Raw genomic sequence first — 13,443 nt, forward strand, 5'->3', positions numbered from 1 at the left:
AAGATTTACATCTTTGATCGTTATGGAAAATTATTAAAACAATTAAGCCCTAGCAGTCCAGGATGGGATGGAACCTACAATGGAAAACTAATGCCATCTAATGATTATTGGTTCAGAGTAGAGTACACTGATATTGATGGAACCCGAAAAGAATTCAAAGCAAACTTTACTTTGAAGAGATAAAAGGTAATTCCGCGAAAGCGAAAGACCAACAAAAAAAGATCCCTCCAATATTGGAGGGATCTTTTTTTTATAAATAAATTTATAAGAAAGTTTAAAGAAGTAGTCTTTAATTTGAAGTAAGCTTAATAAATAGTTCTTCTAAATTTTTATGCTTTTGGTGAAGTTGTAAAATCTTTAAACCATTTTCTTGAGCAAAATCAAAAACTTGTGAGCGCATATCTTCATCGGTATTAAAATACAGCCAATACACAAATCCAGCTTTATTTTCTGCTTTTTCTAAATGAGACAAGTTTCTAAAAGCAACTTCTTCAATTCTATAATCAAATTCAACTTCAATAATTTGTTCTTTAGAGCTCTTTAAGTCTTCCAATTTTTTATCAGCAATGATTTCTCCTTTTTTTATGATAATTACACGATCACAAATAGCTTCAACCTCTTGCATAATGTGGGTAGAAAGAAAAATGGTTTTTTCTTTACCTATACTTTTAATAAGTTCTCTAATTTCAATTAATTGATTAGGATCTAAACCTGTAGTGGGTTCATCTAAAATAAGAACATTGGGATTGTGTAATAAAGCATTCGCAAGCCCAACACGTTGTCTAAACCCTTTAGAAAGAGAGCCAATCTTTTTGTTTGCTTCGGGGGTGAGGCCTGTAATAGCAATTACATTTTCAACTTCTTTTTTATCTATAGAATGTACGGTAGCGCTATAATTTAAATATTCACGAACAAACATTTCTAAATATAGAGGGTTGTGTTCGGGTAGGTAGCCTACTTTTTTTTGAATTTCTATCTTATTATCTATCACATCTAAACCTTCTACCTTGGCGGAACCTTCGCTTGGGGTAATGTAGCCTGTTAGGATTTTCATTAAAGTAGATTTACCGGCTCCGTTAGGTCCTAAAAAACCAACAATTTCTCCATTTCCGATTTTAAAAGAAACATTTTTTAAAGCTTGTTGGTCGTTGTATGATTTCGAAATGTTGTGGACTTCAATCCCCATATGCTTAGTTTTGATTCAAAAATAATTAAAATAGCTATACTTTAGCTATAAAGGGGCATATTTGAATTTTTCGTTTACCTATCTTCAAAATCTGACGTATCTTCGTTAAAAAAAAAGAAAGTAGCTGATATTTATTTTTATAATTCAGCGAAAGCGAAAGAAAGAAAAATGGAAAATTCAACAAAACTTAGAGGATGGTTAGATAAATTTGACTTAAACCACCCATTGGTTATTGCTGGTCCGTGCAGTGCAGAGACAGAGGAGCAGGTTTTAAAAATAGCCCATCAATTAAAAAATACAGATACCAGCGTTTTAAGAGCAGGAATTTGGAAACCTAGAACCAGACCTGGTAATTTTGAAGGAGTAGGTTCATTAGGGTTAAAGTGGTTGCAAAAAGCAAAAGAAGAAACAGGTTTGATGACCACTACAGAAGTGGCAAACCCAATTCACGTAGATCTAGCTTTAAAGCACGACGTAGATATTTTATGGATAGGAGCGAGAACGACCGTTTCTCCTTTTATGATACAAGAAATTGCAGAAGCTTTAAAAGGAACCGATAAAACGGTGCTAGTTAAGAATCCTGTTAATCCAGATTTAGCTCTTTGGTTAGGTGCTGTAGAGCGATTTTACAAGCAAGGAATAGAGAATTTGGGAGTGATTCATAGAGGTTTTTCTACTTACGACTCCTCTGAATATAGAAATATTCCTGAATGGCAAATCCCTATAGACCTTCAAAATGAATTTCCAGATTTACCGCTTATTTTAGATCCATCGCACATTGCAGGAAGAAGAGATTTAATATTTGAACTTTGCCAAACCGCTTTAGATTTAAATTATGATGGTTTAATGGTAGAGACACATTATGATCCCGATAATGCGTGGAGTGATGCTAAGCAGCAAATAACTCCAGAAACTTTAGATAAGTATACAATTGACCTGAAGGTAAAGAACAAGGTTTCTTCTAACGAAGATTTTAATTATCAGTTAAAAAAGCTGAGAACCAAGATTGATAAGATTGATGAAAATTTGGTTGAATTATTGGTGAAGCGAATGCAAGTGGCCGATGATATTGGGAAAGTGAAGAAAGAACATAATGTTTCTATTTTACAGCCTGAAAGATGGAAACAAATTTTGGAGCGTATGATTTCTTTATCTGAAGGAAGTGGCTTACAAAAAGATTTTATATTAAATGTTTATAAAGCCATTCATCAAGAATCTATTGCACATCAAAAAAATATTAAATAAAACTCAGTCAATTTAGAGCAAAGTAAATTTGACCAAAATATATTATAATTTAGGAATTTTATAATCTATGAAAGGAACCGTATATAAATCTACAGGGAGCTGGTATTTAGTTAAAACTGAAGAAGGAGAATCTTATAATTGTAGAATTAAAGGTAAATTCCGTATTCAAGGTATAAAAAGTACCAATCCAGTATCTGTAGGGGATGTGGTTCATTTTGATGTAGAAGAAAATGGAGATGAAGTTACGGGAGTTATCAAAGAGATTGAGGAGCGACAAAATTATATAATTCGTAAATCGGTTAACTTATCTAAGCAAACCCATATTATTGCTGCGAATATAGATGTTGCATTTTTAATAGTAACCTTAAATAATCCGCCCACATTTACCACATTTATAGACCGGTTTTTAGTGACTGCGGAAGCTTATGGAATTAAAGCGGTTTTGCTTTTTAATAAAATTGATACCTATTCTGAAGAAGAAAAAGATGAAATTCGGTACCTCGCAGCGATGTACAGAGAGATAGGATATACTTGTTTGGGTATTTCTGCTAAGACGGGAAAAAATATCGATCAGTTGCAAGAATTAATGTTAGGTAAAACCTGTCTTTTTTCTGGACATAGCGGAGTAGGAAAGTCTACTTTAATCAATAAAATTGAACCTTCTTTAGATTTAAAAACTTCACAAATCTCATCTCAGCATATGCAAGGTCAACATACCACGACGTTTGCTGAGATGTTTGATTTGAATATGGATGCTAAAATTATTGATACTCCAGGTATTAAAGGATTTGGAGTTGTAGAGATCGAGAAATTTGAACTCGGAGATTATTTTCCAGAATTTTTTAAGTTAAAACATCTTTGTAAGTTTAATAATTGTTTGCACATTGAAGAACCAAAGTGTGCTATTAAAGACGCTTTAGATGAAGGTGATGTTTCTTGGTCTAGATATAAATCCTACCTTCAAATTTTAGAAGGTGATGAAGAGCATTATAGAACCGATATTTACCCTAAGAAATGAGAGTGATTTTACAGCGTGTAAGACATGCGAGTGTGAGTGTAGATGAAAATACAATAAGCACTATTGAAAAAGGCTTATTGGTTCTCTTGGGCATCGAAGAAGAAGATACTCAGGAGGATATCCATTGGCTTTGTAGGAAAATAGTAAATATGAGAATCTTTTCTGATGAAAATAAGGCGATGAATCTTTCCGTAAAGGATATTGGAGGAGAAATTTTAGTCGTAAGTCAGTTTACTCTATATGCCAGTACTAAAAAAGGCAATCGTCCAAGCTTTATAAAATCAGCAAAGCCAAACACGGCTATTCCTTTATATCATAAATTTATAAAAGAATTAGATACTCATCTAGATACTCCTGTTAGAACAGGAGAATTTGGAGCAGATATGCAAGTAAGTCTCTTAAATGATGGCCCGGTAACGATATTAATAGATTCTAAAAATAGAGAATAAATTATATATTTGGTTTTTACTTTTCTTTTAATAGAATTTATATGAAAAATTTTAATCTGATATTCTTTATAGCTTTCTTATGTCTAAATGTTAGCTATTCCCAAAAGGAGATAGCTCCTCTACTACAAGAAGATTTTAGAAATGCTAATGCGGTTATTAGAAGTTACACGACCCAGGTAGATATATCTCATACTAGATCTATGAATGTTCAGATGTTTAAACTAATTACTGTACTTAATCCAAAAGGAGATAAAACGGCGTTTTCTTATGCTAATTATGATAAAGATTGGGAATTGAAAAGCATAGAAGCTTTAATATATAATTCAGCAGGAAAGTTAATTGATAAAGTTAAAGAAAAAGATTTTATAGATGAAAGTGCTGTAAATGGTTCTACATTATATTCAGATTCAAGGATTAAATATTACGATTACAAACCACATAGTTACCCTTATTCAATTGCATTTTCGGTAGAATATAAGACTAATAATACTGCATTCATCCCAAGCCATAGTTTTATTTCACATTATAATACATACCTTCAAGAAAGCGAATACATTTTGAAGTATGATAAGCTTAAAACTAATTTAAATATTAAAGAAAAAAACTTTGATGATTACAACATTAAGAGAATAACTTTTGAAAATGGGGTAAAATATAAGGCAGAAAATCTAAGCCCCATTCCTAATGAAGATCTTCATGTTCCTAGTGATAATTTTATGCCACGAGTTATGGCTGTTCCCCTGAATTTTAGTTTATCTGGATATGATGCAAAAGAAATTAAAGATTGGACTAATTTAGGAGAATGGTTTCAAAATCAGATTCTATCAGGTAGAACGAGCCTCTCTCAATCCACTATTGGCAAAGTTAATGAATTGACGAGTGGAGTTACTGATAAATTGGAAAAAGCTAAAATCATATATCAACACGTACAAGATAATACGAGGTATATTAGCGTTCAAGTTGGTATAGGAGGTTATCAACCTATAGAAGCGCAAGAAGTGGATGAATTGAAATATGGGGATTGTAAAGGACTTTCTAATTATACTAAAGCTTTACTTGAAGTTGCAGGAGTAGAATCTTATTATACCCACGTAGAAGCGGGTGATGCTAAAATTAACTTCGAAGAGGATTTTGCAAGTTTAGCGCAAGGTAATCATGCTATACTATCAATACCTTATAATGATAAATTATATTGGATAGATTGTACAAGTCAAACTTCACCATTTGGGTTTTTAGGAGGTTTTACAGATGACAGGAAAGTTTTCGTAATGACTCCAGATGGAGGGAAAATAGTAAAAACTCCTAAATATATTAATCAAGATAATTCTCAATCTACAGTTGCGAATATTACTTTCTCCCCAGAAGGAAATGTGGATATTGTAGGTAGTATAAATTCCAAAGGAATTCAATACGACCGTAGACAATATATAGAGAAATTATCTTTAGAAGAACTACAAAAAAGAGATTATCAATATTGGTCTAAAATTGATAATATTAAGGTTATTAAACACGAGTTAGAAAATGATAAAGATGAAATTAATTTTAATGAAGATTTTCACTTAACAGGAGAAAACTATACGACTGTTATAGGAAATAGACTGTTTATTCCTGTCAATCCTATTCATGCTAATTCTTATATTCCCGAACGTTATAGAGATAGAAAAACACCTTTCCATATTTCTAGAGGTTATTATGATGAAGATAAAATAGTTATAAACCTTCCAGATAATTATATCGTAGAATCACTGCTAGAAAAATTTAACCTAGAATCGGAGTTTGGGAATTACTCAATGAGTATTGAAGTGGACGAGCAATCATTAATTTATCAGAAAAAACTTCTCATTAAAGAAGGAAGATATTCCAAAGAGAAGTATAGTGATTATCGAGAATTCAGAAAAAAAATAGCTGAAATAGAAACCAAGAAAATTTCATTAATTAAAAATTAAAAGACTATTTATATGAATAAATCTTTACTAATTTCTTTAGCCTTTATATTTTATTTTATAATAAGTACCACTATTGCTAGAGCGCAAGAATATGAATTTAGAAAAGTAAATAAAGCAGAGCTTTTAAAGAAAGAAAGTGATATTGAAAGTGATGCAGGGGCTGAAATACTCCACCTAAATAAAGAAATTTATTTTGATATCACTCCCTACACCATCTCTTTAATTACAGAAGTTCATAAGAGGATAAAGTTCTATGATACAGATGTCGAAGATTTAAAGTATGCTACAGAAAGTATTCCTTTATATGTAAAAGATGGTGATGAAAAAGTAACAAAATTAAGAGCCTACTCTTACAATTTAGAAGGAGGGGAAGTTGAAGAGACTAAATTAGATAGAAGCCAGATTTTTGATAAAGCTTTATCAGAAAACTATGAAGAGGTAACTTTTACAATGCCTAAAGTAAAAAAAGGAACTGTAATTGATATCTATTATAAAATTAGTTCACCTTATTATATTTATATAGACGAAATTCAATTTCAGTTCGATATCCCTGCAAAAAAAATATCGGCGCAAATTAATACGCCTGGCGATTTTAATTATAATCAGATTAATAAAGGAAGCGTTGCACCAAAATTGACCACCAACGCTCAAATAGATCAAAGAATGGGAATGTTTGCTAATCAATATAGTTACGAAATTGAGAATGTACCAAGTTTAAAGGAAGAAAAATATGTAGATAATATTAATAATTATAGAGGAGGAGTTTTATTTGAATTAAGTTCGATTAAACAAAGTGATGGTTATATGAAGTATTATTCTAAAACATGGGAAGATGTAGCAAGAACATTGGCATCTAGTGATGATTATAAAAATGGTCTAAATAGGACAAATGCATTTGAAGAAGATATCGATCAAATAATTAATCAAGAAGTAGACACTTTAGAACGAGCAAAGAAGATATTTAAGCATGTAAAAGAAACACTAAGGTGGAATGATAAAAAATCTAAATATTTTGAAAACGGAATTCGTAAAACCTATAAAGATAAAATAGGTAATTCTGCAGATATAAACCTTTCTTTGGTGGCTATGTTACGATATGCGGGGATAGAAGCTAGTCCGGTAGTAATTAGCACAAGGGATAATTTAAAACCTTTTTATCCGACTTTAGACAGACTCAATTATGTTATTGCATTAATTAGGCATAATGGAAAAGAGTATTTTTTAGACGCTACAGATAAATATAGCGATTTTAATATTCTACCCATTAGAGATTATAATTGGAATGGGATTATGGTAGATAATCCAAATAAATTATGGAAACTTATAGGATTAAAAGCACCAGATAAAAGCTCTTCAGTCTATCTTATTAATGCTGATTTAAAAGAAAATGGAACTATCTCGGGTTCTGTGAAAGTTAAGAAAGAAGACTATTCAGCATATTTATTTAGAACAAATTATTTTTCAAAATCAAAAGAGGATTTGCTTAGGGATAAAGAAAGTGATTTAAAAAACATCCTTATCAACGATTACGAAGTTAAAAACATTCATCAAACGGGGTTTGTTGTTGAAGAATATACCTACGAATTTGAGCCCTCTATAGAAAAAGTTAATAATCAGTTATTCTTTAAGCCATTTATGTTTTTCGCAACTGATGATAACCCTTTCAAGTTAGAAGAAAGAAATTTCCCTGTTGACTTTATTTATCCTTTTGAAAATAATTACGTAATTAATATTAAGATACCTGAGAACTATGAGATTACTACTTTGCCAGCCCCTTTTAAATTAAGTCTTGGGGAGAATACAGGTTATTATCAATATAATATTACGGGAAATGGTAAATTTATTAGATTGTCAATTAATCTAGAAATGCATAAAAGCAAAGTAAGTCCAAGTCAGTATGAGTTTTTGAAGCAATTTTATAGCAATATGATCAATAAAGAACAAGAGCAAATAGTTCTTACAAAAATATAATTCATGAACATTCAAGATGCGCAAAAAGCAGTAGATAGTTGGATCCAAGAACACGGGGTTCGTTATTTCAATGAACTCACCAACATGGCACAACTAACTGAAGAAGTAGGAGAAGTGGCGAGAATTATAGCTAGACGCTACGGCGAGCAAAGTGAAAAAGAGAGCGATAAAAATAAAGACTTAGGTGAAGAATTAGCCGATGTAGTTTTTGTCGTTTTATGTTTAGCCAACCAGACAGGAATTAATCTACAAGAAGCATTCGATAAAAAGTTAGACCTAAAAACGAAGAGAGATCACGATCGTCATCATCAAAATAAAAAATTAAAGTAATGAGCTTAAAAAAAATCACTAAGATGCCCACGTTTTGGAAATCAGTTGCAATGCTTTCCATCATGTTTATCATCATTTATAACATCATTAACCTAGGTTTTTCATTTGGTTTTGATACTAGCGCTTTCGCGGAATCAAATTTACAACAACCTTATCTTTTTAGATTTTTGGCCGCTAATCTCGTTGGAGGTTTTTTATATGGTTTCATTATGACCTATTTTAAATTTAAAAGTAGGCTTAAAGAAGAAGAAAAAAGAAACGCTTCTTAAATGGATCTTCAATTACATAGTGAAACCCATCAGCTTAACGGAAAAGTAAAAATTACAGGTTCCAAAAGTGAATCGAATAGGTTATTGATCTTGCAAGCTCTTCAGCCACTTTTAAAGATAGATAATATTTCCAATAGCGATGATACGGTAGTTTTACAAGAAGCATTAAAATCTCAAGAAAGTATAATAGATATTCATCACGCTGGGACGGCAATGCGTTTTCTAACCGCATACTATGCAGTTCAGCCAGGTAAAACTGTTCATTTAACAGGGAGTGGTAGAATGAGACAGAGACCTATTTCTCCACTAGTCGATGCTTTAAAATTTTTAGGAGCAAAAATTGAGTATGTAGAAAATGAAGGGTTCCCTCCATTAAAAATCAATGGACAAAAAATAAGCAAACAAGAAGTGCAGATTGATGCTCATATCAGTAGTCAATATATATCTGCTTTAATGTTAGTTGGTAGCTCTTTCTCAAACGGATTAAAAATTCACCTTAACGGAAAAATCACTTCTCTTCCTTACCTAAAAATGACCGCTCAAATTTTAGAAAAGGTAGGCGTAGAAACTATTTTTGAAGACACCTATATTCAGGTTCAATCATCTACAATAAAAGCAAAAAATATAGCCGTTGAATCAGATTGGAGTTCGGCTTCTTATTTTTATAGTTTGGCAGCTTTATCTACTTCCGCAGAAATAGAGCTTTCCACCTATCATAAAAGTAGTTTACAAGGAGACTCTTTACTCGTAAGTATTTATAAGCAATTGGGAGTGAGTACAACTTTTAAAGAGAATTCTATTCTTCTATCAAAAGAAAAAATTACAACTCTAAATGAACTTAGGTTAGATTTAAACTCCTCACCAGATTTAGCTCAAACCATTGTAGTGACTTGTTTTGGTTTGGGAATAGCTTGTCATATTACCGGTTTACATACTTTAAAAATTAAAGAAACAGACCGTTTGTTGGCTTTAGAAAATGAATTAACAAAATTGGGAGCAACTATTTCGGTTACAAGCGACAGCTTAAGTTTAGCTCCATCTTCCCAAATTCATAAAAATATAGCCATAAAAACTTATGAAGATCATCGTATGGCCATGGCATTTGCTCCATTAGCATTAAAAGTGCCAATGGTTATAGAGAATGCCGAGGTGGTTAGTAAGTCTTTTCCTGATTTTTGGAAAAACTTAGAAGATTTTAAAATTTACCACAAAATACTTCCGTAAAGAGATTTTATTTACCGCTCTTATGAGTGCACATCTACCATAAAGGCTATTTAAAATAAAAATCTCAAAATAAAAGCCTATTTACTTGACAACCCCTATTTTGAGGTTGTATATTTGCCGTTCTTAAAAAATATAGTATGGGAATGAAACTTTCACAGTTCAGTTTTGAACTGCCAAATGAACTTTTAGCTGAATATCCATCAGAGCATCGTGACGAAGCTCGTTTAATGGTGGTTAATCGAAAAGAAAATACCATTGAACACAAAATGTTCAAAGATCTTATCGAGTATTTTGAGCCAGAAGACGTGATGGTCTTAAACAATACAAAAGTATTTCCTGCTAGACTTTTTGGAAATAAAGAAAAAACGGGTGCTAGGATAGAAGTTTTCTTATTAAGAGAACTTAATCCAGAAACGCGTCTTTGGGATGTATTGGTAGATCCAGCTCGTAAAATTAGAATAGGAAATAAATTATACTTTGGGGATGATGAAAGTCTAGTAGCCGAGGTAATAGATAATACAACTTCAAGAGGAAGAACGCTTCGTTTTTTATATGATGGTTCTTACGAAGAGTTTAGAAAAAAACTAAATAAATTAGGAGAAACACCACTTCCTAAATACATTAAGCGAGATGTAGAGCCGGAAGATGCAGATCGTTACCAAACTATCTACGCAAAGACAGAAGGAGCTGTAGCGGCACCTACTGCAGGTTTACACTTTTCTAAACATTTATTAAAGCGTTTAGAGATTAAAGGAGTAAACTTTGCGGAAGTTACTCTTCACGTTGGGTTAGGAACATTTAACCCTGTAGAGGTAGAAGATCTTTCTAAGCATAAAATGGATAGTGAAGAAGCAGAGATTGCATTACCAGCAGTTGATACTATTAACGAAGCTATCAAAAACAAAAGAAGAATTTGTGCTGTAGGAACTACGGTAATGAGATCTTTAGAAAGCTCAGTTTCTTCAAACGGAACTTTAAATGAATTTAAGGGATGGACCAATAAATTTATATTCCCTCCGTACGATTTTAGTATCGCAAACTGTATGATCACTAATTTTCATACGCCTAAATCAACACTATTAATGATGATATCGGCATTTGCAGGGCACGATCTTATGGAGCGTGCGTATGATGAAGCTATCAAAGAAAAATATAAATTCTATAGCTATGGTGATGCTATGTTAATTATATAAGATATTTTTAAATAAAAAGAAAGCTGCACTTATAGGTGTGGCTTTTTTTATGGCATTACCTAAAGGTCGGGCTTTACACTGTATCTTTTTTTTGCCATATATAAAAGCAAAAAAAGGATGCCGTTTCAATCCCTAATGCGGTCTCATAGAAAACAATTACCTTTGCCAAGTGAAAGAGAAAAAAAAAGATATACGTGCATTAACCAAAGAACAACTGAGAGAATTCTTTGTTTCCATAGGAGATAAATCCTTTCGAGGAACACAGGTTTACGAATGGCTGTGGAGTAAAGGAGCTCATCATTTTGATGATATGACCAATCTCTCTAAAGAAACTAGAGAAATGCTATCCCAAAACTTTGTTATTAATCATATCGAAGTAGATGAGATGCAAAGAAGTAGCGATGGTACAATTAAGAATGCAGTAAAGCTTCATGATGGTTTTACAGTAGAATCGGTTTTAATTCCTACATTTTCTAGAACCACAGCCTGCGTTTCTTCACAAGTGGGATGTAGCTTAGACTGTAAATTTTGTGCTACGGCAAAATTAAAAAGGATGCGTAATCTTAATCCAGATGAGATTTATGATCAGGTAGTAGCTATAGATAAAGAAAGTAGAATATATAACAATATGCCACTTTCTAATATTGTCTATATGGGGATGGGAGAGCCATTAATGAATTATAAGAACGTCATACAGTCTATAGGGAAAATAACCTCCCCAGAAGGTCTAGGAATGTCTCCTAAGAGAATTACGGTCTCTACTTCGGGTGTTCCTAAAATGATCAAAAAAATGGCCGATGATGAAGTGAAGTTTAATCTTGCGGTTTCTTTGCATTCTGCCATTGATGAGGTTCGAACGCAAATTATGCCTTTTAATGCGACATTTCCTTTAAGTGATTTAAAAGAGTCTTTAATTTATTGGTATGAAAAAACAGGTAAAAAAGTAACTTACGAATATCTTATCTGGAAAGATATAAATGACAAACAAAAAGATATTGCTGCTTTAGTAGAGTTTTGTAAGGCAATTCCTTGTAAAGTTAATATTATAGAATATAACCCTATAGACGATGGTATTTTTCAGCAAGCTGAAAGTAGAATAACCGATAACTACAAAGATGCTTTAGAAAGAAATGGAATCACCGTTACTGTAAGAAGATCTAGAGGAAAAGATATTGATGCTGCCTGCGGCCAGTTAGCTAATAAGTCTTCAAAGTAAATTAGAAAAAAAAATACAATATAAAAAGCCCGCTCAAATTGAGCGGGCTTTTTTTATCCTAACAGTATAAAGCTATTAGATTATTTTATAAACTTGATAGTTTCAACTTTTCCTTGTGTTCTAATTTGCGCTAAATATAAACCGCTATTAAGAGAGTTAACATCAATAGTTGCTTCTAAAGAATTTAAATTTTTAGATATTACTCTTTTTCCAGTAACAGAATATATATTGATTTCTTCTAATGAATAGTTTGAAGATTCAATGTTCAAATTACTTCTTACTTTATCATAAGAGTGCACAATACTATTAGCTTCAAAACTATTTACTGCTAAATTTTCATCTATAGAATAATCAAATATTAGTAAAAAAGCTGCAGGAGATGCTGCGTAAGATTTAAAAGTAATGTAGTAGTCACCATCAGCTGGTGCAGTAAAACTTGCAGTGATAGTAGTAGCCATATTCTCCACATCAGCAAAAGCACCAGTTTGAACGATTCCTGTCTGTGAGTAAATTACAGATCCAGCTGCCGCGTCAGTTACTGTATTACCAGAACTCATAATAACATCTAGACTTTCATTTGCAGAAGTTCCAGTTGCATCAGCTCCATTAAAAGTAACTTCTATATCATAATTTTTTCCAGCTTCTAAGGTAAGTGCAGGAGAAAAAAGATAATCATCTTTTTGTACAGTTGTATTAGATCCATTAGTAAAGAATGTTTCCATAGTTGAGTCTCCATCTAAATCTAAGTCTTGTCTAATCCAACCAGTACCATTAGCATCGTTGTCTATCACTGTGTGGCAAACCCCGAAATCACCTTCATCATCGGCGTCATTAGAATAAGGGATCGCTGTTGTACAGTCAACTGAAACTTCAGTTAGTTCAAAATCAAACCCTAAACCACTCCAATAATCATCAAAAGCGATATAATATGTTTGTCCAGAAGTTACAGCGAAACTAATTTCTGATAAGTAATTTGTAGTGTCAATATCGTCATTTCCTCCTAAACAAGTTAAGGTTCCGCAAGTTCCAGAATAAATGTGTATTCGTGTATCATCACTGTAGGTAACGCCATCATTTATAGCTAAGTTTGTAGATACTGTAGCTAAACCATCCATAGTGGCAGTATAGGAATACCATTCTCCAGCAGTAGCTCCAGGTCCGTTATCAACGCAATCAGGCATCGGGATTTCGGTTCCGTCTATAGTCCCAACAGTGTTTGTTCCTACGACTGCTGTTCCTGCAGTTGCACAAGTGTCCTGTGCATTCATTGTAATTGCTGCAGCTATAGCTGCAAGCGTTAAAGTAATTTTTTTCATCGTTATAAGTTTTAAAATTTTATACTAAGATAGGAAGATTCTATAAATTTCGATCAACTTCAAAGATATTTAACAAGATT

13 protein-coding genes are annotated in these 13,443 nt (G+C 32.4%); 11 read left to right on the forward strand and 2 right to left on the reverse strand.

The window, feature by feature from the left end:
* Positions 1 to 183 (forward strand): T9SS type B sorting domain-containing protein (locus FT986_RS05060; protein WP_147864140.1); only part of this gene is annotated, 183 nt, incomplete at its 5' end.
* A gap of 106 nt (positions 184 to 289) precedes the next feature.
* On the opposite strand, the gene gldA is transcribed toward FT986_RS05060, so the two are convergent.
* Positions 290 to 1,186: a gliding motility-associated ABC transporter ATP-binding subunit GldA gene (gene gldA, locus FT986_RS05065; protein WP_147864141.1), complete on the reverse strand. Its 897-nt coding sequence runs from the start codon at positions 1,184 to 1,186 to the stop codon at positions 290 to 292.
* A 168-nt stretch (positions 1,187 to 1,354) separates the two neighbouring features.
* Between gldA and FT986_RS05070 the strand changes: the two genes are divergently transcribed.
* The 10 genes from FT986_RS05070 to rlmN all read left to right on the forward strand — a co-directional run bounded on the left by FT986_RS05070 (position 1,355) and on the right by rlmN (position 12,047).
* Entirely contained in the window at positions 1,355 to 2,431 is a 1,077-nt protein-coding gene (locus FT986_RS05070) for a bifunctional 3-deoxy-7-phosphoheptulonate synthase/chorismate mutase type II (RefSeq protein ID WP_147864142.1), read from the forward strand.
* Positions 2,432 to 2,498: 67 nt separating this feature from the next.
* Positions 2,499 to 3,449 (forward strand): ribosome small subunit-dependent GTPase A, encoded by a 951-nt coding sequence (gene rsgA / locus FT986_RS05075; protein WP_147864143.1) that lies wholly within the window; start codon positions 2,499 to 2,501, stop codon positions 3,447 to 3,449.
* Positions 3,446 to 3,898: a D-aminoacyl-tRNA deacylase gene (dtd, locus tag FT986_RS05080; protein ID WP_147864144.1), complete on the forward strand. Its 453-nt coding sequence runs from the start codon at positions 3,446 to 3,448 to the stop codon at positions 3,896 to 3,898. The genes rsgA and dtd overlap by 4 nt, the downstream gene beginning before the upstream one ends.
* 41 nt (positions 3,899 to 3,939) lie before the next feature.
* Complete coding sequence (locus FT986_RS05085) at positions 3,940 to 5,844, forward strand: DUF3857 domain-containing protein (RefSeq protein ID WP_147864145.1); 1,905 nt, start codon at positions 3,940 to 3,942, stop codon at positions 5,842 to 5,844.
* A gap of 12 nt (positions 5,845 to 5,856) precedes the next feature.
* The gene (locus tag FT986_RS05090) at positions 5,857 to 7,815 is read left to right on the forward strand and encodes a transglutaminase-like domain-containing protein (protein WP_147864146.1); all 1,959 of its coding nucleotides are present in this window, start codon (positions 5,857 to 5,859) and stop codon (positions 7,813 to 7,815) included.
* Positions 7,816 to 7,818: 3 nt separating this feature from the next.
* The gene (locus tag FT986_RS05095) at positions 7,819 to 8,145 is read left to right on the forward strand and encodes a nucleotide pyrophosphohydrolase (protein ID WP_111540439.1); all 327 of its coding nucleotides are present in this window, start codon (positions 7,819 to 7,821) and stop codon (positions 8,143 to 8,145) included.
* The gene (locus tag FT986_RS05100; protein WP_111540438.1) at positions 8,145 to 8,414 is read left to right on the forward strand and encodes a hypothetical protein; all 270 of its coding nucleotides are present in this window, start codon (positions 8,145 to 8,147) and stop codon (positions 8,412 to 8,414) included. Before FT986_RS05095 ends, FT986_RS05100 begins: the two co-directional genes overlap by 1 nt.
* Entirely contained in the window at positions 8,415 to 9,638 is a 1,224-nt protein-coding gene (locus FT986_RS05105) for a 3-phosphoshikimate 1-carboxyvinyltransferase (protein ID WP_147864147.1), read from the forward strand.
* Positions 9,639 to 9,781: 143 nt separating this feature from the next.
* On the forward strand, positions 9,782 to 10,831 hold the full coding sequence (gene queA / locus FT986_RS05110; protein ID WP_111540808.1) for a tRNA preQ1(34) S-adenosylmethionine ribosyltransferase-isomerase QueA: 1,050 nt from the start codon (positions 9,782 to 9,784) through the stop codon (positions 10,829 to 10,831).
* A gap of 169 nt (positions 10,832 to 11,000) precedes the next feature.
* Positions 11,001 to 12,047, forward strand: coding sequence for a 23S rRNA (adenine(2503)-C(2))-methyltransferase RlmN (gene rlmN / locus FT986_RS05115; protein WP_147864148.1), 1,047 nt, complete (start codon positions 11,001 to 11,003; stop codon positions 12,045 to 12,047).
* 80 nt (positions 12,048 to 12,127) lie between these two features.
* Here rlmN and FT986_RS05120 read toward each other — a convergent pair whose 3' ends face one another.
* The gene (locus FT986_RS05120; protein ID WP_147864149.1) at positions 12,128 to 13,363 is read right to left on the reverse strand and encodes a T9SS type A sorting domain-containing protein; all 1,236 of its coding nucleotides are present in this window, start codon (positions 13,361 to 13,363) and stop codon (positions 12,128 to 12,130) included.
* Between the last annotated feature and the right edge of the window lie 80 nt (positions 13,364 to 13,443).

Source organism: Mesonia sp. K4-1 (assembly GCF_008017825.1).
In the GTDB taxonomy this organism is placed as follows: Bacteria; Bacteroidota; Bacteroidia; order Flavobacteriales; family Flavobacteriaceae; genus Mesonia.

Coding starts and splice junctions, on each gene's coding strand:
- FT986_RS05100 (WP_111540438.1), top strand. CDS start 8,145: ATGAGCTTAAAAAAAATCACTAAGATGCCCACGTTTTGGAAATCAGTT.
- gldA (WP_147864141.1), bottom strand. CDS start 1,186: ATGGGGATTGAAGTCCACAACATTTCGAAATCATACAACGACCAACAA.
- FT986_RS05095 (WP_111540439.1), top strand. CDS start 7,819: ATGAACATTCAAGATGCGCAAAAAGCAGTAGATAGTTGGATCCAAGAA.
- FT986_RS05090 (WP_147864146.1), top strand. CDS start 5,857: ATGAATAAATCTTTACTAATTTCTTTAGCCTTTATATTTTATTTTATA.
- FT986_RS05070 (WP_147864142.1), top strand. CDS start 1,355: ATGGAAAATTCAACAAAACTTAGAGGATGGTTAGATAAATTTGACTTA.
- FT986_RS05105 (WP_147864147.1), top strand. CDS start 8,415: ATGGATCTTCAATTACATAGTGAAACCCATCAGCTTAACGGAAAAGTA.
- FT986_RS05120 (WP_147864149.1), bottom strand. CDS start 13,363: ATGAAAAAAATTACTTTAACGCTTGCAGCTATAGCTGCAGCAATTACA.
- dtd (WP_147864144.1), top strand. CDS start 3,446: ATGAGAGTGATTTTACAGCGTGTAAGACATGCGAGTGTGAGTGTAGAT.
- rsgA (WP_147864143.1), top strand. CDS start 2,499: ATGAAAGGAACCGTATATAAATCTACAGGGAGCTGGTATTTAGTTAAA.
- FT986_RS05085 (WP_147864145.1), top strand. CDS start 3,940: ATGAAAAATTTTAATCTGATATTCTTTATAGCTTTCTTATGTCTAAAT.
- queA (WP_111540808.1), top strand. CDS start 9,782: ATGAAACTTTCACAGTTCAGTTTTGAACTGCCAAATGAACTTTTAGCT.